Below are 19,034 nucleotides of genomic sequence, written 5' to 3'. Positions count from 1 at the left end.
CCGCAGGTGATCCGCTGGTGGGGTCGCTTGACCAGGATGTTCAGTTTTCCCGGGGTGGTGCGGTCGAGCGGTAGCGGCCCCCGCTGGGGGTGACGAACTGCGCGGTGTGGACGCCGTCGACCTCGCTGGTGGCGACCTGCCAGCCCGGGGCTTCCTTGTCGTAATTGCANCGCGCGCACTCNCCCAGACCGTTGACCGCACTGGTGGGCCCGCCCTTGTGGTGCGGGTGGGCGTGGTCGTGGTGGCGGATCGGCGCATCGCAATACGGGGTACGACACCGCTGATCACGCAGATCGATGAACCTCGCCAACCCTTTCGGGAAACACCGCGACCGCGACTCCATCGCCACCAACGCCCCCGAGGACGGCCGCGCGTAGAGCCGCCGCAGCGCCGCCGCCCCGGCACCGGAGCATCGGCCACCATTCGCCGCGCGATGGCCGCCGGGATCGGCCCGTAGCCCTGCAGGTGCGCCGGCTCGCCGTCCCCGCCCAGCAGCACCCGATCCGGGGTCACCAGATCAACGCTCACCGGTGTCGGATCGGCGGCCTGTTGGCCGGTGACCCGCTCGAAGAGGGTGTCGGCCATCACCTGCCCGCGCGAACGCCCGTCACCGGTGGTGTCGGCCGCACGCTTGAGCGCGGCGTACACCCCCACCCCTTGGGCGACGGGCAGCAGCGCGGTCACGTACACCATGCAATCGGGGGCGGGCCGGATCGTCACGGTCCGCTCACTGGGCGCCTTCGCGGCGCGGTCGACCACCGCCTGCGCGTCCAGCCGGTAGGCGATCTTCTTCGCCTCGGCCTCGATCCGACCGTCTCCCCACCCTTCGAGGCGGGCCATCTCACCGCACAATTCGGCATCCAACCTGCGCCGGTCTTCCACCGACAGGCACGCCGACTCCCGCACGATGATCGTCGCCCGCCACTCGGTGAGCACCCCACACTCCAACGCCGCCAACGTGCACGGCATCTCATGGACCAACGCCCGGGCCAACCCCAGATGCCGCCCACCCTGATTCGGCGATGCCCGCCGCGCCAGCGCGATCTCGGTGGCCAAACCCCGACCCCGCTTGGACGCCGCCNCGCCCGGGCCAACCCCAGATGCCGCCCACCCTGATTCGGCGATGCCCGCCGCGCCAGCGCGATCTCGGTGGCCAAACCCCGACCCCGCTTGGACGCCGCCACACCCTCGGCGGCTTCCCGCGCGCGGCGCACAGCATCCCACGCGGCGGCGACCCGGGCCTGCTCGGCGGCCGCGGCAGCCTTCTGCGACTCCAGCTCCCGCAACCGGTCCCGGAACCCGGCTTCCAGCACATCGAACATGTGTTCGATCATACCGACACCCACCGACACGGCGGTTCCGGCTAGATTGCGGTCGTGACCCGCACCCCCGCGGGCCGGTTCGCGCCGAGCCCGTCGGCCGATCTGCACATCGGCAACCTGCGCACCGCGGTGCTCGCGTGGCTGTTCGCCCGCTCCACCGGAAGACGCTTCCTGATGCGGGTAGAGGACCTCGACGACCGCACCCGCACCGATGTGGCGCAGCGCCAACTCGACGACCTCGCCGCCATCGGGCTCACCTGGGACGGCCCCGCGGAGTGGCAGTCACAGCACCGCGAGCGCTACGACGCCGTCGTCGACCAGCTGGCCGGCGCCGGCCGGATCTACGAATGCTATTGCAGCCGAAGGGATATCGCGCAGGCACCGCGGGCGCCTCACGCGCCGGAAGGTGCCTACCCGGGCACCTGCCGGGATTTGACCGCCGCGCAACGCGGTCGCCGTCGCGCCGAAACCGACCGGCCGCCTGCGCTGCGGCTGCGCACCGACGTGCACACCTACACGGTCACCGACCTGCTGCACGGCGAATACACCGGCGTCGTCGACGACTTCGTGGTCCGGCGCGGCGACGGCGTACCCGCCTACAACCTCGCGGTGGTGGTGGACGACGCCGCCCAGGGCGTCGACCAGATCGTCCGCGGTGACGACCTGCTGGCGTCCTCGCCCCGACAGGCATACCTGGCCCGACTGCTCGGTCACCCCGAACCGACCTACGCCCACGTGCCGCTCGTGCTCAACGCCGACGGCGTCCGGCTGGCCAAACGCGACGGCGCGGTCACCCTCACCGAGATCGGTGTCGGACGGGCCGTCGCGCAGATCGCGGAGTCACTCGGCCGGCCGGCAGCCACACTGGCCGAGCTGGCGAGCCGGTTCGACCCGGCGGCGCTTCCCCGCGAACCGTGGATCTATCTGCCCGGGTAGCGATTCCGCTCAGCGGCGGGCGAGCTCGGCGAGGAACGCCTCCAACGCGGCCACGGCGACGGCGCTGATCTCGCGATCCGCCTCGGCGTCGGCGACCACCTGCGCGTCGACACCCGCGGCGGTGGCTGTCTCGTCGGGAGTGAGTTCCGCCTCGCGCCGTGCGGCATAGAGCCGCACGCTCAGCGGCGCCTCGGGCGCACTTGCGGCGCGGGAGACCAGCTGGCGGTAGGTGCGCCGCACGGCGCTGAGAACCAGCACCAGCGCCGACGTCTCCTTGGCCCCGCGGATCGTGTCCACGACGGACGCCTCGAGCCGGCGCAGGTCCGCCAGCAGTGCCGCGTCGTCGTCGAACGTCGCCGACGCCACGACCGACAGGGCCGCCGCCCTGGCCTTGATCGCACTCAGCGTCAGCTCGTACGAGTCGACGAGCACCGCGATACGCACACTCTCGGTGATGAATTCGGTCGTCTCGTCGGGTTCGTCCGGAATGGTCCCGCCCGAGTGCACGCGGTCGAGGGTGCCCACCGGCCATTTCAGCGTCTTCTCGATCCTGGCCCGCACGCCCTCGCCGGGCCAGACGGCGCCGCGTTCGAAGGCGGCGAGGTCGACCGTGCCGATCACCCCGTCGTCCTCGAGGTCCTGGCGGGAGAAGCCGAGCTCTTCTCGGCGGGCCCTGACGGCGGCGCCCGCGACGGCGGTGCGCGGATCGATCTCGTCGGTGTCGATCTCCTGGTCGCCGTGCCGGGTCTGCGGCAACGTCGGTGGCTTGTTTGCGGAAACGTCGGACGGTGCGAGCTTGAAGGTGACGGCGATGCCATCGGGATGGCCGATCCGGACGGTGAGGCCGTCGGTCACGGCGACCCGGCCCTCGATGCGTTCGCCGTCGAGGAAGGTGCCGTTGGTGCTGTGGGCGTCGGTGACCGTCCAGGCGCCTCCCGCGGGCTCGATGAGAAGGTGTGTGCGCGACACCCGCTGGTCGACGATGCGGATGTGGGCGGGCAGGTCGCGGCCGACGGTGATGGCGCCCGCGCTGGCGCGGATGGTGTGCGGTGCATGGTCGGCGCACATGATGGTGAGCTCAGGAGGCTCGCGTCCGGCCATTTCCTCCCGCTTCTTCTCGCCGCTGTCTGTGCCGATGGTGATCACACACCCGACCCCGACCATAGCGTCATCGATGACGACGTGAGCAGAACTCTTCTTATGGCGCCGCCGGCTTGCTAGCGTCCGCCGGTGCACTCCCTACGAAGAGCCCTTCTGCCGGTGCTCCTGCTCGCCGCGCTGATGCTGTCGGCGTGCGCGTCCTCGGAGAACGAGAGCGACGAACCGATCGCCGCCGCGGGGGTGCTGCGCGTCGGCACCGAGGGCATCTACCCGCCCTACTCGTTCCACGACCCCGCACAGGGCGGCCAACTCGCCGGCTACGACGTGGACGTGGCGCGCGCCGTCGGCGACAAGCTGGGGGTGCGCGTCGAGTTCGTCGAGACGTCGTGGGACTCCATCTTCGCCGCCCTGGAAGCCGACCGCTTCGACATCGTCGCCAACGAGGTGACGATCACCCCGGAGCGGGAGGCCAAATACGATCTCTCCGAGCCCTATTCGACCGCCGAGGGCGTGATCGTCACCCGCGCCGACGACACCTCCATCACGTCCCTGGCCGACCTGAAGGGCAAGCGCGCCGCCCAAAGCCCGACCAGCAACTGGGCGGACGTGGCACGGCAGGCGGGCGCGCAGATCGTCTCGGTCGACGGTTTCGCACAGGCGATGGCCGTGCTCAACGACGGCCGGGTGGACGCCGTCGTCAATGACACCCTCAGCGTGCAGGCCTACCTGTCCGAACGTCCCGACGCTCCGATCAAGGTCGCCGCGAACACGGGCGAGACGAGTGAGCAGGCCTTCGCCGCCCGGAAGAACAGCGGCATGCTGCCCGAATTGAACCGTGCCCTCAACGAACTGCGCGCGGAGGGCAAGCTCTCGGAGCTGTCGCAGAAGTACCTCACCATCGACCTGTCCAAGCCGCCGCCACAGAGCACATGGCGACTGATCGCCGACAACCTCTGGCCGCTGGCCAAGGCCGCGCTCACCATGACCATCCCGCTGACGATCATCAGCTTCGCCATCGGTCTCGTCATCGCCCTGGTGGTGGCGCTGGGCAGGCTGTCGTCGAACTGGCTGCTGGCAGGTGTCTCGCGCTTCTACATCTCCATCATTCGCGGCACGCCACTGCTCGTGCAGCTGTTCATCGTGTTCTTCGCGCTGCCGCAGATCGGCGTGCGGATCGACCCGTTCCCCGCGGCGGTGATCGCGTTCAGCCTCAACGTCGGCGGCTACGCCGCGGAGATCATCCGCGCGGCGATCCAGAGCATTCCCAAGGGTCAGTGGGAGGCAGCCGAGACCATCGGCTTCAACTACACCGGCGCGCTGCGGCGGATCATCCTCCCGCAGGCGACCCGCGTCGCCGTGCCGCCGCTGTCCAACACCCTGATCTCGCTGGTGAAGGACACGTCGCTGGCGTCGGTGATCCTGGTGACCGAACTGTTCCGGACGGCGCAGAACGTGGCGGCGCCGACCTTCGAGTTCTTCGCCCTGTACGGCACCGCGGCGCTGTATTACTGGGTGATCTGCCTGGTGCTGTCGTTCGCCCAGAACCGCTTCGAACGCCGACTGGAAAGGTTCGTGGCCCGATGACCGACTCCCCGACCGGATCTCAGACCGAGTCCGAGACCGACTACCGCGTCGTCGCCGAGGGTGTGTACAAAGCCTTCGGCGACAACAACGTCCTCAACGGCGTCTCGTTCACCGTCGAGCGGGGCACGGCGACCGCGATCATCGGTCCGTCCGGTTCCGGCAAGACCACGCTGTTGCGCACCCTCAACGCGCTCGATCGAGCCGATGCCGGGGTTATCAGGGTCGACGACGTCGAGATCGACTTCTCCACCCCGGTGCCCAAACCCGAGGTGCGCCGGTTCCAGTCGCGCAGCGGCTTCGTCTTCCAGAGCCACAACCTGTTCCCGCACAAGACGGTGCTGCAGAACATCACCGAGGGCCCGCTGATCGTCCAGAAGCGACCCCGCGACGAGGTCGAGGCCGAGGCTGTCGAATTGCTCGGCCAGGTGGGTCTCGCCGACAAACGCGACCAGTACCCGTACCAGCTCTCCGGCGGTCAGCAGCAGCGCGTCGGCATCGCGCGGGCGCTGGCGCTCAAGCCGAAACTGGTGCTGTTCGACGAACCGACCTCCGCGCTCGATCCCGAGCTCGTCGGTGAGGTGCTGTCGGTGATCAAGGACCTCGCCGTCGAGGGCTGGACCCTGGTGATCGTCACGCACGAGATCCAGTTCGCCCGACAGGTTTCCCAGCAGGTGCTCTTCACCGACCAGGGCATCATCCTCGAGCAGGGCACCCCCGACGAGGTGATCGGCGACCCGAAGGAGGAGCGGACCCGCCAGTTCCTGGACCGGATCCTCAACCCTCTGTAGAGAGAACCAGGTCGACGGCCCTCGCCGCGCTCTGCACCGCGCTCTCCATCGTCGCCGACCAGTCGGTGGCCGTCCAGTCCCCGGCGAGCGCGAGCGACGGCACCGACGTGCGTTGCGGCGGGCGGAGCGCATCGGTGCCGACCACCTGCGAGAAGGTCGCCTTCGGCATCTTGACCACCTGCGCCTGAACCACTTTCGCGTCCACGGCAGCTGGGTAGTAGCGACGCAGCAGGGCCAGTTGCTCGTCGACGATCTCGTCGTTGCTCTTGTGGATCTGCTCGTAGGCGCCGCTGGTGGTCAGGCAGTACAGCCACGCCCGGTCGGTGCGCCTGCCGTGCATGATCTGCCGGTCGAACACCTCGTCGATGACGCCGGTGCCGCCGATGAGCCCCTCGAACGCGGATTCGGTGCCCAGCGGGCGGTCGAGGTAGAGGTTGGTGCTGACGATCGGGGTATACCCCAGTTTGTCTGCCGCCGCGTAGATCTCGGCGTGCTCCGGAAGGTCGTCGAGCAGTCCGCCGATCGCCGAGTTGGGCACCGCGCAGATCACCGCGTCGGCCGGGACGGTGGTGCCGTCCGCCAGCAGCACCCCGGTGACGGCGCCGTCCTCGATGACGATGCGCCTGGCGACCGTGCGATACCGCACCGTGACGCCACGCTCCTCGAACAACCTCACGGCGCCCGAGATGTACAGCGTGCCGAGATCCACGGTCGGGTAGCCGATGGTCACCGGAACGCGGTGCCGGATGCCGAGGCGGATGCCGGTGGCCAGCACGTTGGCGAACACCCGCGCCGACTCGCGCGACACCGGTTCGGCCGCGATGCCGAGGGCGAGCCAGTCCCACAGCGCTTCTCGTGCGGTGGCCGGCATCCCCACCCGTTCGAACCACTGCTCTGTGGTGAGGTCGGCGAGGTCCGCGGGCTGGCGCAGCGCCTGGACACCGAGGCGGATCGTGGCGCGGGCGGCACGCAACCGGTCGAGGACACCTGCGTCGGGATGCACACCAAACAGTGTTCGCAGCGCACCGATTCCGCTGGTCTGCACCGTGGTCTTGCGGCCGTCGGGCCAGCGCAGCGTCGAGCGCTTCGGGAACTCGATGTACTGGCGGGTGCCGACGCTGGTGAGGTAGCGCCACAGATTCCGGTATCCGCTCGCGACGACGTGCTGACCGTTGTCCGGGACGTCGTCGACGAGGTCGGCGCGCATCGCGTGCGTGCGCCCACCGAGCTGCCCGCGGCGTTCGAGCAGCGTGACGTCCCTGCCCGCCTCGGCCAGCCACACCGCGGAGGCGAGGCCGGCGAGACCGCCCCCGATGACGACGAAGCGGCGGGCGTCGTCAGGCACTCGTGCCCTCGGATGCGGCCAGCAGTTCGTCGCGGAACTTCGGGTGTGCGATCGCGGCCAGTGCCTCACCGCGCTCGCGGACGGTGAGACCTTCCAGTTCGGCGACGCCGTACTCGGTGACGATCACGTCGACGTGGTGGCGTGGCGTCGTGATCAGCGCGCCGGGGCCGAAGGCCGGCACGATCCGCGAGCGGAGTTCGTCGTCCTTCGTGTACGTCGCGGGCAGGCAGATCAGCGAGCGGTCCGACACTTCGAGTCCGGCGCCCGCCACGAAGTCCTCGGCGCCGCCGATCCCGCTGAACTGGTCGCCGTTGATGGTGTCGGCGACGACCTGTCCCTGGACATCGATCGCGAGGGCGCCGTTGATCGAGATCATGCCGTCGTTGGCGGCGATGACCTCCGGCGAGTTGACGATCTCGACCGGGAGGAAGGCGACGTCGGTGTTGCCGTCCAGCCAGGCGTAAAGGTCCTTGGAGCCGAAGGCGAACGTCGTGACGCTCACACCGTCGTACTGGCCCTTGCGCGCATTGCTGATCTTGCCCGCGCGGTGCAGCTTCATGCAGCCGTCGGTGAACATCTCGCTGTGCAGTCCGTAGTCGCCGCCGTCGCCCTCGGCCAGCAGCGTCGCGATCTGATTGGGAATCGAGCCGATTCCGACCTGCAGGGTCGCCCCCGGTGAGATGAAGCCGACGGCGTGCTTCGCGATGGCCTGGTCGGCGTCGGACGGTTCCGCGTCACCTCCCGGCAATTCGAGCGGCGCGTCGCTCGAGGCCACCAGGATGTCGATCTCGTCGACGTGCAGGGCGTGGCGGTGCTGCTCACCGAGGCCGAACGTGCGCGGGTAGGCCTCCGACACCTCGACCACCAGCAGCCGGTCGGGATCGGCGCCCGCGCGCCGCAGTTCGTCGATGGTCCCGCCCGCGTGCAGCGAGAGTGAGCACCAGCCGTCGCCGTCCGGCGGCGCGGCGACAGTCGTCATCACCCGCGGGCACTGACGCTCGAGCAGCGGCCCGAAGCGGCGGAAGTCCGCGGGCGCGAACTCAACCCGGGCGCCCGCGCCGAGCAGCGCCCGCTCGAGGGGGCCGTAGAACCCCGACCGGTAGTGCACTCCCTCCCGGGTGAACAGGTCGGTCATCACGGCCAGCAGTGCGCCGAAGACCCGGAGATCCGTCCAGTCCTCCCGCTCCCCGAGTGCGCGCAGGAACGCGGGGGGCTGGCCAGGGCCGAGTGGGATCCCCAGCGTGTCGGCGGGTGTCAGTCGTGCGGCGGCCTGCTCGGCGGTGAGCTCTTGGGGCATGCGCCCGAAACTACAGTTCCTTGACGCCCCAGGGTGAGCCGTATTCGTTCAGCAGGTCGAGGAACGGTTGCGCGTCGAACGCCTCCGGCCCCAGCACGCCGCGCCCGCTCCAGGTGCCGTTGGCCAAGAGTTCAAGTGCGACAACGGGATTGATGGCCGTCTGCCACACAACACACTGGTGGCCGTACTCGGCCATCGTCTGTTCGTTGTCCACCACGTGGTACAGGTACGTCGAGCGCGGGTTGCCGTCCTTGCCGGTCCCCGTCACCCACAGCCCGGCGCAGGTCTTGCCCTTCATCTTCGGGCCGAGGGTCGCCGGGTTGGGCAGGCAGGCGGCGACGACGTCGCGGGGGCTGACCTCGACGGGGCCGTTCGCACTGCCGACCGTCACCTTCTCGGTGCGGTCGAGGCCCAGCTTGTGCAGCGCCTTGAGCATGTCGATGAACTCGGTGCCGAGGCCGTACTTGAACGTGGCGCGCTTGCACTTGACCCAGCGCGGCATCAGCAGCACCTCTTCGTGCTCGACGTTCACGCACTCGACCGGCCCGATGCCGTCCGGGAAGTCGAACACCTCCGGCTCGCTGAACGGTTCGGTGACGAACCAGCCGCGGTCCGCCTCCCAGATCACCGGAGGATTCAGACACTCCTCGATCGTGGTCCAGATGGAGAACGACGGGGCGAACTCGTAGCCCTCGACGGTCAGGTTGGCACCGTCGCGGGTGCCGAGCTCGTCGATCTCGGAGAACAGGTGGTCCGCGGCGTAGCGCGCGAACACGTCGGAGAGCCCGGGCTCCACGCCGATGCCGACCAGCGCCAGCCGGCCGGCCGCCGCCCAGTCCTGCTCCACCGCGAACTGCTCGTCGCCCAGCTTGACGCCGGTGAGCTGGTAGGGCTGGTCGGGGTGGCGCTGCGACAGGCTCATCGCCATGTCCAGGTAGTCCGCGCCCCCGGCGAGGGCTCCGGTGAAGATCGGCATCACGAATCGCGGGTCGACGGCGTTCATCACGTGGGTGATGCGGTGCTCGCGAACCAGGTCGGCGACCGCGTCGGCCGAGGTCGCGTCGACCCGGGCGGCGCTGAACCGCTGGTCGCCGACCGCCGCGACGGCACGCTGCGCACTGGCCTCGTTGTAGTCGCAGACCACCACCTGCTCGAAGAAGTCCCGCCGCACGGCGATCGAACAGAACGCCGCACCGACACCGCCGGCACCGACAAGAAGAATCCGCATGGGCAAGACCGTACCCAATGTGTGCGGATTTCGGCGAGCTTAGCGCCTTGCGGCGATGAAACCGTCGCGTTACCGCGGAACGGCGACGGATTACGTCGTGGGGTCGCTCAGCGCGAGTAGTACCTCCCCAGCACGTGCTCACGCAGTTCGTCGAACTCACCGGCGAGGATCGCCGCGCGGATCCGGTCGACCAGGCGGACGATGAAGCGTTCGTTGTGGATGGTGGTCAACGTCGCCGACAGCATCTCCTTGGCCTTGAACAGGTGGTGCAGGTAGGCCCGGGTGTAGTGCGCGCAGGTGTAGCAGTCGCACTCGTCGTCGAGCGGCGTGAAGTCGCGGCGGTAGCGCGATCCGGTGATGTTGTACCGGCCGTCGGCCGAGTACACCGCGGCGTTGCGGGCCACCCGTGACGGCGACACACAGTCGAAGGTGTCGGCGCCGGCCGCGACGGCGGCGAACAGGTCGTCGGGCTCGCTGATGCCGAGGAGGTGCCGCGGCTTGTCGGCGGGCAGCTCACTGCTGACCCAGCCGACGATGGTCGCGAGGTTCTGCTTCTCCAGCGCCCCACCGATCCCGTAGCCGTCGAAACTCAAGCCTTCGGCGGGGCCGGACTGCCTGCCGATCTCGGCCAGCCCGCGCGCCGCCTGCCGCCGCAGGTCCTCGTACTGTGCGCCCTGCACCACGCCGAACAGCGCCTGCCGGGGGCGCTGCGGGTGGGCCGCGGCGAGCCGGTGGTGCTCGGCGAGACAGCGCACCGCCCAGGCGTGCGTGCGCTCCACCGACTGCTCCTGGTAGGCCCGGGTGTTCACCAGCGTCGTCAGCTCATCGAAGGCGAAGATGATGTCGGCGCCCAGCTGCTGCTGGATGCCGATCGACACCTCCGGGGTGAACCGGTGGATGGACCCGTTGAGATGCGACCGGAACGTCACACCGTCGTCGTCGACGTGGGCCAGCCGCTGCTTGCCGTCGGCGATCACGTCGTCGGCCTGCAGCCGGTCGGTGTCCATGGCGAGCACCTTCTTGAACCCGACGCCCAGCGACATCACCTGGAACCCGCCACTGTCGGTGAACGTCGGGCCCGGCCAGTTCATGAAGGCGCCGAGGCCGCCCGCCGCCTCGACCACGTCGGGCCCCGGCTGCAGGTACAGATGGTAGGCGTTGGCCAGCACGGCTTGTGCGCCAAGCTGTTTCATCGACTCCGGCAGCACCGATTTGACGGTGGCCTGGGTGCCCACCGCGATGAAGGCCGGCGTCCGGATGTCGCCGTGTGGGGTGTGGATGACACCGACACGGCCGAACTGCCCCGGCAGCTCCGCCTCGACCGTGAAGAACCGCTCGTCCACGTCAGGTATTCAACACCGGCGGCCTGGGGATTTACGGCGCGACCCCACCGGCCCCCATACTCGGTGCTCGTGAACACCCGACTCGCTCTCACCGCCTGCTGCGCGGCCCTGGTCGCCGCACTGGCCGGCTGCTCGTCCGAGGCCCCGACCGGTCAGGGCAGGGTGGTGCTGGGCGGGAACGACGTCGGAGCGGTCACCGGCGTGCAGTGCGCGGTCGACGGTGCGCGCGCGACGATCACCCTGGACGGCGAGAAGAAGACGACCGTCGTGGTGGACGGAGGGGTGGTGGAGTCCGTCAACATCGGCGAGGTGGGATCCGGCGGCGCGGCACTGGCCTACCTGCAGGGCGTGGCGGCGACGCCGGCCGAGGTCACCCGCGACGACGCCCGGTACACCGTGACGGGCACCGGCATGGGCACCGACCCGGCGAACCCGGACGTCCCGGTGGACATGCCGTTCGAGGTCGAGGCCACCTGCCCCTAGCCCGCTGCGAGGAACCTGACGATCGCCTCGGCCAGTTCCTCGCCGGCGTCCTCCTGCAGGAAGTGGCCCGCTCCGCGGATCGTGGGATGGTCGACGCCTTGGGCGCCGCGCATCTGCTCCCGCAGGATCGGGCCCATCGCGCCGGTGATCGGGTCGCTGTCGCTGAACGCCACCAGCATCGGGGTCTCGCTGTCGCGCAGGGTGTTCCACGCCGCCCGGTTGGCTTCCGACGCGGGATCATCGGGGGCGGTGGGCACCAGGCCCGGCATGGCACGCGGTCCCGCGCAATAGGAGTCGTCCGGGAACGGCGCGTCGTAGCCGCCGCGCACGGCGTCGTCCATCGGCCGGACGCATCCGGACTGCACGAATCGCCCGACGTCGATGGTGTCCATGCCCTGGATCGCCTCGCGGAACCGCCACCAGATGTCGGGCATCGGGATGTCGCCGGTGGGCAGCCCGCTGTTGGCGACGACGATGTGGCCGAAGCGATCCGGGTGTTCGGCGGCCAGCCGCAGGCCGATGAGCCCACCCCAGTCCTGGCCGACGAGTGTCACGCGCCGCAGGTCGAGCTCGTCGAAGGCCACCGCGCGCATCCACTCGACGTGGCGGGCATAGCTGTGGTCCTCGATGCGGGTGGGCTTGTCGGAGCGGCCGAATCCGGCCAGATCCGGGCAGACGACCCGATGCCCGGCCGCCACCAGGATCGGGATCATCCGCCGGTACAGGAAGGACCACGACGGCTCGCCGTGCAGCATCAGCACCGGATCGGCCTGTGCCGGACCGTCTTCGACCCAGGCCACCCGCAGCCGTCCGTCTTCGGTGTCGTCGACTTCGCAATACCGTGGCGGGTAGGCGAATTCCGGCAGATCGGTGAACCGCTCGTCCGGCGTGCGCAAGGTCTGCATGACGGCGAAGTTACCGGCACCCGTCCATGGCACGGCGAATTTGGAACAAACACGCACCACAGCGGTGGGGCAGGGCAATACTGCTCAGGATGGCCCGGCGTTGACGGGCCGCACAACAAAAGGAGAGCAGTGTGAATCGCGGTTTTGTGATCGCTGTGGGAGGCGCGGCGTTGGTCATCGCCGGCCTGTCGGGCTGTTCGTCGGATTCCAAGGAGAGCTCGGCGACGGAGTCGGCATCGAGCTCGTCGGGGACAGGTGAGACGAAGCTGACGGTCGACGGCCAGGAGCAGCAGCTGCAGGGCACTGTCGCCTGCACCTCGATGGGCGGCAACCTGAACATCGGCTTCGGCCAGGCCACCGGCGGCATCGGCGCGGTGATCAGCGAGGGTGACGAACCCGTCGTCCGGTCGGTCGGCCTGGGCAACGTCAACGGCGTGACGCTCGCCTACCAGGAGGGCACCGGCCAGGGCAATGCCGAGGTCGAGAAGGACGACAAGACCTACACGATCAAGGGCAACGCGACCGGCGTCGACATGGCCAACCCGATGGCGGGCCAGATCACCAAGCCGTTCGAGCTGAGTGTCACCTGCCCGTAGTTCCCAGCCACAGCACGTCGGCGGCGTCCCCGATCGGGGCGCCGCCGTTTGTGTCTCCCGAGACCGGCGGAACCGCCGAACGGCAGGAGCCGAGGGCCTAGTCTGATGCGCATGAGAATTCTGGCCGCGCTGGCATTGGCCGGCGGACTGATCGCCGTGCCCGCTGCGACCGCCCACGCCGCGCCGCCGAGCACCACCTGCGACGGCGCGGACTGCGTCTCCTACGTCAACCGCGGCGTCGAACTGGGCGGCCCGTGCAACGGCGGCACCCGCTGGGTCTACGGCCTCGACGCCTCGGGCAACACGCTGAGGTGCGGCACCCCGAACACCTGGCGGGCGTCCGGACCGCTCGTCGGCATCCGTACCAACAGCTCGTCGTGCGAGGGCGAGAGCGGTGTCGCCCAATCTCCCGACGGCCTGCCGCTGAGTTGCATCGGCGGCAGCTGGCGCCACGACTTCAACCCGTCGTTCTACTGACCTCAGGCGACCGAGTCCGAGCGCTGCAGCGCCGGAATCTCTGGCAAGGGCCGCTCGCACACCTCTCGCGCCTGCGCGTCGGTCATCCCGAACAGCCGCAGCACGTCGCGGGTGACGACGTCGGTGGCCGCAGCGTCGTCCCGCTGGGGTTGTGCCCGCAGTAGATTGCCCAGCCCGAGCAGTGCCCCGCCGGCGACGGCCAGCGCCAGCTCGGGATCCTCGACTCGGAACCGGCCTGCCGCGACCCCGGCACGGATGTCGCGCAACGCCCGCGGGGCCAGGCCGCGATCCGAGCTGAGCAGCGACATCCCGTTGGCGAGCAGGACCTGGCTCTCCTGCGGCCGCGCCCGGAACAGCCGGCCCGTCAGCCGGAAACACGCTGCGAACGTCTCCGCGGGATCGTTCATCGAAGCGGTGTAGTCGTCGAGCAGGGCGCCGTGCGCGTCGAGCACCTCGGTCACGGCGGCCTCGAACAACTGCTCCTTGCTGTCGAAGTGGTTGTAGAACGAGCCCATGCCGACGTCGGCGGCCTGCGTGATCTCGAGTACCGGCGCGTTCAGCCGGCCGGCGGCGATGAAAGCCTGGGCGGCCGCGACGAGTGCGGCGCGGGTGCGCTGTTTGCGGCGCTCGGAACGGCTCACCGGGGTCTCGGACTGACTCGACATGAACCTCCGCCCTCCTGCGACCGCCTCACCATAGCAGCTTCAGTCAGATCTGAGGATTTCGTCAGCAACACTTGACTGAGCGTTGCGTCGCATGTGACGATTTCGTCACTAGACGAGGAGGTCGCCATGGCGCTGGAGCTCAGCCGCCCGGCTGACGTGCACAAAGAGCTGCACAGCGAGGACGGCGCACGCCGCGGCGAGCACCCCGGCCGGGCCCGCAAGCCGGTCATCAAGGTGGTCGACATCGCGTGGCTCGAGTTCGAGAAACCCGACCTCACCCGGGCCGAGGCGTTCGCCCGCGCATTCGGATTCCAGACGGCGCTGCGCGACCCCGATCGGTTGGAGCTCCGTGGCACCGACGCGGGCGCACCGTGCGTGCTGCTGCGCCACGGCGAGCGCACCCGGTTCGCCGGGCTGGCGCTGCGGGCCGCCGACGAGGTCGACGTGCTCCGCCTCGCCGACGCCGCCGGACGCCCGGTCCTGCCCCTCCCGGAGTCCATCGGCGGCATCGCCGTCGACCTCGTCGACCCCAGCGGTATGCCGGTCAAGGTCGTCGCAGGCATGCACGAGCTGCCCACCCTGCCGCCGCAGCCGCCTCTCACCGTCAACGCGGGCCGGACCGTGCACCGGGTCAACGTGACGCAACGCCCGCCACGGGTGCCCGCCCGGATCCAGCGACTGGGGCATGTGGTGCTGCAGTCGACCCGCTACCTGCAGACGCTGAACTGGTACCTCGACAACCTCGGGATGATCGTCAGCGACTTCCTGTACTTCCCCGGCCAGCGGGACCGCGGGCCGACGATGAGTTTCATCCGCTGCGACCGCGGCGCGACGCCCGCCGACCACCACACCCTGGCGCTGGCGCTCGGACCGTCGAACCGGTACGTGCACTCGGCGTATCAGGTCACCGACCTCGACGCGCTCGCCGCCGGCGGTGAATACCTCAGTGAGCGCGGCTATCTGCGGTCGTGGGGCATCGGCCGCCACATCCAGGGCAGCCAGCTGTTCGACTACTGGCGTGACCCCGACGGCTTCCTCGTCGAGCACTTCGCCGACGGCGACATGTTCGACGACACCCTCGAACCCGGCTGGGCGCCGTTCACCGCATCCGGGCTCTCCCAGTGGGGCCCACCGGTGACCCGCGACTTCCTCGGCACCACACCCCGGTCTGCGCGGCACGAAGCCGCGTCGATGATCACTGCCCTGCGCGACCGCAACGAGTTCGACGTCCACCGCCTGATCGGCCTACTGAAAGTTGCCAATTCATGACCACATCCGTGCTGCGTACCGCCGACGCCTGGTGGGTGAAGACCGCATCCGGCGCCGCGCGCATCGCCACCACCGCCGGGTCGACCGCCGAACTGCTCGCCGACCGGGCCGCCATCGACGCCGCGGCCGCGGGCGAATCCGTCCCGCTGGCCGACCTCGAGCTGCTCTCCCCCGTCACCGCGCCGTGCCGGGTGGTGGCGCAGATGACCAACTTCGAATCCCACGTCAAGGACTCGGGCATGGATCCGAAGACGGTGCCGCTCACCTTCTTTCGCAAGTCCTCGGCGTCCATCAGCGGCCCCTTCGCCGACATCGTCAGGCCCTCGCACGTCCGGTTCCTGGACTACGAGGTGGAGATCGGCCTCGTCATCGGACGCGACATCCCGGTCGGCACGCGGCTGTCCGAGGCCGATCTGCCCGGTGCGATCGCCGGCCTGGTGATCACCAACGACGTCTCCGCCCGCGACATCCAGCTGCCGCAGACCCAGTTCTACGAGGCCAAGTCCTACCCGACGTTCACCCCGGTCGGCCCCGAACTCGTCCTCGTCGACGCCGACGAACTGAAGCGTTTCGGCGATCTGCGGCTGCGGCTGTCGGTCAACGGTGAGGAGCGGCAGAACGCACTCGTCGAGGGCGACATGCTCTACCGCCCGCTGCAGGCCCTGCAGTCGCTCACCCGCTTCCAGGACCTGGCCGCCGGTGACCTCGTCCTGACCGGCACTCCGGCAGGCACCGCCCTGAGCGCCCCGCCGAAGCCGATCGAGATCATCGGGAGCCTGCTGCCGCCCGCGGTCAAGTGGAAGGCCTTCTTCAAGCGCCAGGCCGCCAACCCGAAATACCTGCGCGACGGCGACGTCGTCGAGGCCTCGGTCGCCACCGACGACGGCGCCGTCGACCTCTCCACGCAACGGCTGCGGGTGAGATACGCGTGACCCACGTCCCGGTCGCGGTGGTCGGCGCCGGCCCCACCGGCGTCGCCGCGGCCACCCTGCTGGCGCAGTACGGCGTCGAGGTGCTGGTGCTGGACAGGTGGACCGCCGTCTACCCGCAGCCCCGCGCCGTTCACCTCGACGACGAGGTGTGCCGGATCATCGCACGGCTCGGTGTCGCCGACCAGTTCATGGCCGTCTCCCGCCCCGGTCTCGGATTGCGGCTCCTCGACCGCGATCTCACCGTGCTCGCCGAGTTCCGCCGCGACCCGCGCCACAGCCCGAACGGCTTCCCGCAGGCGAACATGTTCGACCAGCCCGAGCTCGAGACGCTGCTGCGGGCCAACCTGGCGCGGCACCCCCGCGCGCAACTGCTCGGCGGTGTCGAGGTCGTCGAGGTCGTCGCCGGGACCGTCGGACCCGCCCGCATCACCGCGGTCGACCGCACCGACGGACGCAGGCACGTGATCACCGCCGACTACGTGCTGGGCTGCGACGGCGCCAACAGCCTGGTGCGCGCGGCGATCGGCTCCGCGATGCGCGACCTGAAGTTCGAACAGCGCTGGCTGGTGGTCGACGTCGCCACCGCCGAGGACCTGCGGCAGTGGGAGGGCGTGCACCAGGTGTGCGACCCGGACCGGGCCGCCACGTACATGCGGATCGGCGACACCCGGTACCGCTGGGAGTTCCGTCTGCGCACAGGCGAATCCGCGGCGGACTATCAGTCGCTGGCCGCGCTGCGCCCGCTGATCGAGCCGTGGACCGCGGGCGTGCCCGACCACGAACTCGACGTCCTGCGCGTCACCGAGTACACGTTCCGTGCCCAGATCGCCGACCGCTGGCGCCGCGGGAATGCGTTCCTGCTCGGGGATGCCGCGCACCTGACGCCGCCGTTCGTCGGCCAGGGCCTCGGCGCGGGCCTGCGCGATGCGATGAACCTGGCGTGGAAGTTGGCCGGCGTACTGACGGACACCCTTCCGCGCGGCGTGCTCGACACCTATGAGCAGGAGCGTAAACCCCACGCCCGGCACATGATCGGCCTGGCGCTCAACGTCGGCCGCGCGATGACCGCCGGCGGCGAGCTCGGCAGTCTGGCCCGCCGCGCCATCGTGCCCCGGCTGCACCGCATCCCCGCGATCGGCGCCAAGCTGCTGGACTCGCAGACCCCGCGGCTGCACCGGTCGCCGCTCGTGCGCCGGAAGGTCCGCGGACTCGGGGGCCGACTGTGCCCCAATCCCGTTGTATCGGAGGGCCAAAGGCTCGACAGCGTGCTGGGCATTGGTTTCGCTGTCGTCTCCGCGACACCGCTGAGTGCGGCCGATGCCGCACTCGCCGAGCGGGCCGGCGCCGTCGTGCACGTCGCCGAAGCGGGGGGCGAGGTCGCCGAGTGGCTGCGCCGCGGCCGCGTCACGGTCGCCGTCGTCCGCCCCGACCGCACCGTGATGTGCGCCGGGCGCGACACCGCAGCGCTGTTCGAATCGCTTCCCGCCTCTCGCTCGACGGCGGGACGAACCCGATGAGCGCGACTCCCGTCTACCGGCCCGGCCTCTACACGCGGAAGGCGATCGTCGACCCGTACCCGCACTACCGGCGGATGCGCGCGCTGGGACCCGTGGTGTGGTCGGCCCGCCACCGGGTCTACGCGCTGCCGCGCTATGCGGAGTGCAAGGCGACACTGCGGGACGACGCCCTGTTCGCATCGGATGGCGGTGTGGCCCTCAACCCGCTGAGCAACCGGCTGTCCAACGGAACCACGCTCGCCAGTGACGGCGAGGAGCACGCCCGGCGACGCAAGCTGGTCGCGCACCGGTTGATGCCGCGGGCGTTGCGCGACATCGGCGACGAGGTGGATCTCCAGGCCTCGACGGTGGTGGACCGTGCGGTGGCACGCGGATCCGTCGACGCCGTCGAGCTGGCGTCGACACTGCCGCTGGCCGTCGTCCCCGACCTCGTCGGCTGGCCGCGCGATCAGCGTGCCCACCTCATCGACTGGGGCGGCGCGACCTTCGACGTCCTCGGCCCCGTCAATTGGCAGGCGTGCAAGGCGATTCCGCGAACAGTGCAGATGCTGCGATTCGCCAGGCGGGTGGTGCGTGACCGCACCGTGCTCGACGGCAGCATGGCCGACGAGCTCCTGCGCGCGGCCGACGAGGGCCTGCTGTCGCACGCCGAGTGCCCGGCGCTGCTGGTCGACTACATCGCACCGTCGCTGGACACCACGATCAGCGCGATCTCCAATGCGCTTTACCTGCTGGCCACCCATCCCGAGCAGTGGCGGCTGCTCAAGGAGGACCCGTCGCTCATCCCGAAGGCCGTCAACGAGGTGGTCCGCTACGAGTCGCCGCTGCGCGCGTTCGCCCGGCGGGTGCGGGCCGACACCGAGATCGCCGGGACCGCGGTCCCGGCCGGTGCGCGGGTGCTGGTGATGTACGCGTCGGCCAACCGCGACGAGCACGAGTGGGACGACCCGGAGGCCTTCGACATCCGCCGCGACGCGGGCAGGCACGTCGGCTTCGGCAACGGCGCCCACGCCTGCGCGGGCCAGGGACTGGCCCGGCTGGAGACCACCGCGATGCTGCGCGCGCTGCTCGAGCGGGTGGACCGCATCGAGGTCACCGGCGAACCGGTGTGGGCGGTGAACAACATCATCCGCCGCCACGAGCGGCTGCCGATCAGGCTGGTCCCCGCGTAGGCGCCTTGCCGGGAAGACAGGAGAACCTGTCGTCCCCTCGGGAAAGTCTGCCCTGCCGGCGATTACGCGGATGA

The 19,034-nt window shown here is 70.0% G+C and carries 17 protein-coding genes and 1 pseudogene; 10 read left to right on the top strand and 8 right to left on the bottom strand.

Annotation, left to right across the window (positions count from 1 at the left end):
* Window positions 1-40: 40 nt before the first annotated feature.
* Window positions 41-1,334 (bottom strand): annotated as a pseudogene (locus H7I41_RS05750) (13E12 repeat family protein).
* Between the two features lie 42 nt (window positions 1,335-1,376).
* On the opposite strand from H7I41_RS05750, the gene gluQRS reads away from it, so the two are divergent.
* On the top strand, window positions 1,377-2,258 hold the full coding sequence (gene gluQRS, locus H7I41_RS05745) for a tRNA glutamyl-Q(34) synthetase GluQRS (RefSeq protein WP_264011604.1): 882 nt from the start codon (window positions 1,377-1,379) through the stop codon (window positions 2,256-2,258).
* 9 nt (window positions 2,259-2,267) lie between these two features.
* Here gluQRS and H7I41_RS05740 read toward each other — a convergent pair whose 3' ends face one another.
* On the bottom strand, window positions 2,268-3,404 hold the full coding sequence (locus tag H7I41_RS05740) for an FHA domain-containing protein (RefSeq protein ID WP_264011603.1): 1,137 nt from the start codon (window positions 3,402-3,404) through the stop codon (window positions 2,268-2,270).
* 135 nt (window positions 3,405-3,539) lie between these two features.
* On the opposite strand from H7I41_RS05740, the gene H7I41_RS05735 reads away from it, so the two are divergent.
* Together H7I41_RS05735 and H7I41_RS05730 are read left to right on the top strand one after the other, a co-directional pair.
* Window positions 3,540-4,943, top strand: a complete 1,404-nt coding sequence (locus tag H7I41_RS05735) for an ABC transporter permease subunit (protein ID WP_264011641.1) — start codon at window positions 3,540-3,542, stop codon at window positions 4,941-4,943.
* Window positions 4,940-5,731 (top strand): amino acid ABC transporter ATP-binding protein, encoded by a 792-nt coding sequence (locus H7I41_RS05730; protein WP_264011602.1) that lies wholly within the window; start codon window positions 4,940-4,942, stop codon window positions 5,729-5,731. The genes H7I41_RS05735 and H7I41_RS05730 overlap by 4 nt, the downstream gene beginning before the upstream one ends.
* On the opposite strand, the gene hpnE is transcribed toward H7I41_RS05730, so the two are convergent.
* From hpnE to tgt, 4 genes are all read right to left on the bottom strand, one after another.
* Window positions 5,718-7,076: a hydroxysqualene dehydroxylase HpnE gene (gene hpnE / locus H7I41_RS05725; RefSeq protein ID WP_264011601.1), complete on the bottom strand. Its 1,359-nt coding sequence runs from the start codon at window positions 7,074-7,076 to the stop codon at window positions 5,718-5,720. The genes H7I41_RS05730 and hpnE overlap by 14 nt on opposite strands.
* On the bottom strand, window positions 7,069-8,373 hold the full coding sequence (locus tag H7I41_RS05720; protein WP_264011600.1) for an acetyl-CoA hydrolase/transferase family protein: 1,305 nt from the start codon (window positions 8,371-8,373) through the stop codon (window positions 7,069-7,071). Before H7I41_RS05720 ends, hpnE begins: the two co-directional genes overlap by 8 nt.
* Window positions 8,374-8,383: 10 nt before the next feature.
* Window positions 8,384-9,601, bottom strand: coding sequence for a saccharopine dehydrogenase family protein (locus tag H7I41_RS05715; protein ID WP_264011599.1), 1,218 nt, complete (start codon window positions 9,599-9,601; stop codon window positions 8,384-8,386).
* Window positions 9,602-9,708: 107 nt separating this feature from the next.
* Window positions 9,709-10,944: a tRNA guanosine(34) transglycosylase Tgt gene (gene tgt, locus H7I41_RS05710; protein ID WP_264011598.1), complete on the bottom strand. Its 1,236-nt coding sequence runs from the start codon at window positions 10,942-10,944 to the stop codon at window positions 9,709-9,711.
* A gap of 69 nt (window positions 10,945-11,013) precedes the next feature.
* Between tgt and H7I41_RS05705 the strand changes: the two genes are divergently transcribed.
* Window positions 11,014-11,427 carry a lipoprotein LpqH gene (locus H7I41_RS05705; protein WP_264011597.1) on the top strand — a complete coding sequence of 138 codons (414 nt, stop codon included), beginning with the start codon at window positions 11,014-11,016 and terminating at the stop codon, window positions 11,425-11,427.
* Here the strand turns inward: H7I41_RS05705 and H7I41_RS05700 are convergent.
* Entirely contained in the window at window positions 11,424-12,332 is a 909-nt protein-coding gene (locus H7I41_RS05700; protein ID WP_264011596.1) for a haloalkane dehalogenase, read from the bottom strand. The two genes, H7I41_RS05705 and H7I41_RS05700, sit on opposite strands and share 4 nt — an antisense overlap.
* 131 nt (window positions 12,333-12,463) lie before the next feature.
* Here H7I41_RS05700 and H7I41_RS05695 point away from each other — a divergent pair, with 131 nt between their 5' ends.
* Together H7I41_RS05695 and H7I41_RS05690 are read left to right on the top strand one after the other, a co-directional pair.
* Window positions 12,464-12,928 (top strand): lipoprotein LpqH, encoded by a 465-nt coding sequence (locus H7I41_RS05695; RefSeq protein WP_264011595.1) that lies wholly within the window; start codon window positions 12,464-12,466, stop codon window positions 12,926-12,928.
* Between the two features lie 111 nt (window positions 12,929-13,039).
* Window positions 13,040-13,405: a hypothetical protein gene (locus H7I41_RS05690; RefSeq protein ID WP_264011594.1), complete on the top strand. Its 366-nt coding sequence runs from the start codon at window positions 13,040-13,042 to the stop codon at window positions 13,403-13,405.
* Between the two features lie 2 nt (window positions 13,406-13,407).
* On the opposite strand, the gene H7I41_RS05685 is transcribed toward H7I41_RS05690, so the two are convergent.
* A complete protein-coding gene (locus H7I41_RS05685; protein WP_264011593.1) occupies window positions 13,408-14,070 on the bottom strand; it encodes a TetR/AcrR family transcriptional regulator in 663 nt (220 codons plus the stop codon).
* 126 nt (window positions 14,071-14,196) lie between these two features.
* Between H7I41_RS05685 and H7I41_RS05680 the strand changes: the two genes are divergently transcribed.
* Genes H7I41_RS05680 through H7I41_RS05665 form a run of 4 tightly spaced genes read left to right on the top strand, consistent with a single transcriptional unit; the run spans window position 14,197 to window position 18,960 of the window.
* Window positions 14,197-15,339 (top strand): VOC family protein, encoded by a 1,143-nt coding sequence (locus H7I41_RS05680; protein WP_264011592.1) that lies wholly within the window; start codon window positions 14,197-14,199, stop codon window positions 15,337-15,339.
* On the top strand, window positions 15,336-16,271 hold the full coding sequence (locus H7I41_RS05675) for a fumarylacetoacetate hydrolase family protein (protein ID WP_264011591.1): 936 nt from the start codon (window positions 15,336-15,338) through the stop codon (window positions 16,269-16,271). Before H7I41_RS05680 ends, H7I41_RS05675 begins: the two co-directional genes overlap by 4 nt.
* Entirely contained in the window at window positions 16,268-17,788 is a 1,521-nt protein-coding gene (mhpA, locus tag H7I41_RS05670) for a bifunctional 3-(3-hydroxy-phenyl)propionate/3-hydroxycinnamic acid hydroxylase MhpA (RefSeq protein ID WP_264011590.1), read from the top strand. The genes H7I41_RS05675 and mhpA overlap by 4 nt, the downstream gene beginning before the upstream one ends.
* Window positions 17,785-18,960, top strand: a complete 1,176-nt coding sequence (locus H7I41_RS05665) for a cytochrome P450 (protein ID WP_264011589.1) — start codon at window positions 17,785-17,787, stop codon at window positions 18,958-18,960. Before mhpA ends, H7I41_RS05665 begins: the two co-directional genes overlap by 4 nt.
* Window positions 18,961-19,034 lie beyond the last annotated feature (74 nt).

Origin of the sequence: [Mycobacterium] manitobense (genome assembly GCF_025821665.1) — a bacterium.
GTDB classification, from domain to species: domain Bacteria; phylum Actinomycetota; class Actinomycetes; order Mycobacteriales; family Mycobacteriaceae; genus Mycobacterium; species Mycobacterium arseniciresistens.
This window is presented reverse-complemented; position numbering and strand designations above follow the sequence as displayed.

Coding starts and splice junctions, on each gene's coding strand:
- H7I41_RS05685 (WP_264011593.1), bottom strand. CDS start 14,070: ATGTCGAGTCAGTCCGAGACCCCGGTGAGCCGTTCCGAGCGCCGCAAA.
- H7I41_RS05735 (WP_264011641.1), top strand. CDS start 3,540: ATGCTGTCGGCGTGCGCGTCCTCGGAGAACGAGAGCGACGAACCGATC.
- H7I41_RS05720 (WP_264011600.1), bottom strand. CDS start 8,373: ATGCCCCAAGAGCTCACCGCCGAGCAGGCCGCCGCACGACTGACACCC.
- H7I41_RS05690 (WP_264011594.1), top strand. CDS start 13,040: ATGAGAATTCTGGCCGCGCTGGCATTGGCCGGCGGACTGATCGCCGTG.
- H7I41_RS05730 (WP_264011602.1), top strand. CDS start 4,940: ATGACCGACTCCCCGACCGGATCTCAGACCGAGTCCGAGACCGACTAC.
- H7I41_RS05715 (WP_264011599.1), bottom strand. CDS start 9,601: ATGCGGATTCTTCTTGTCGGTGCCGGCGGTGTCGGTGCGGCGTTCTGT.
- H7I41_RS05675 (WP_264011591.1), top strand. CDS start 15,336: ATGACCACATCCGTGCTGCGTACCGCCGACGCCTGGTGGGTGAAGACC.
- H7I41_RS05665 (WP_264011589.1), top strand. CDS start 17,785: ATGAGCGCGACTCCCGTCTACCGGCCCGGCCTCTACACGCGGAAGGCG.
- H7I41_RS05700 (WP_264011596.1), bottom strand. CDS start 12,332: ATGCAGACCTTGCGCACGCCGGACGAGCGGTTCACCGATCTGCCGGAA.
- H7I41_RS05680 (WP_264011592.1), top strand. CDS start 14,197: ATGGCGCTGGAGCTCAGCCGCCCGGCTGACGTGCACAAAGAGCTGCAC.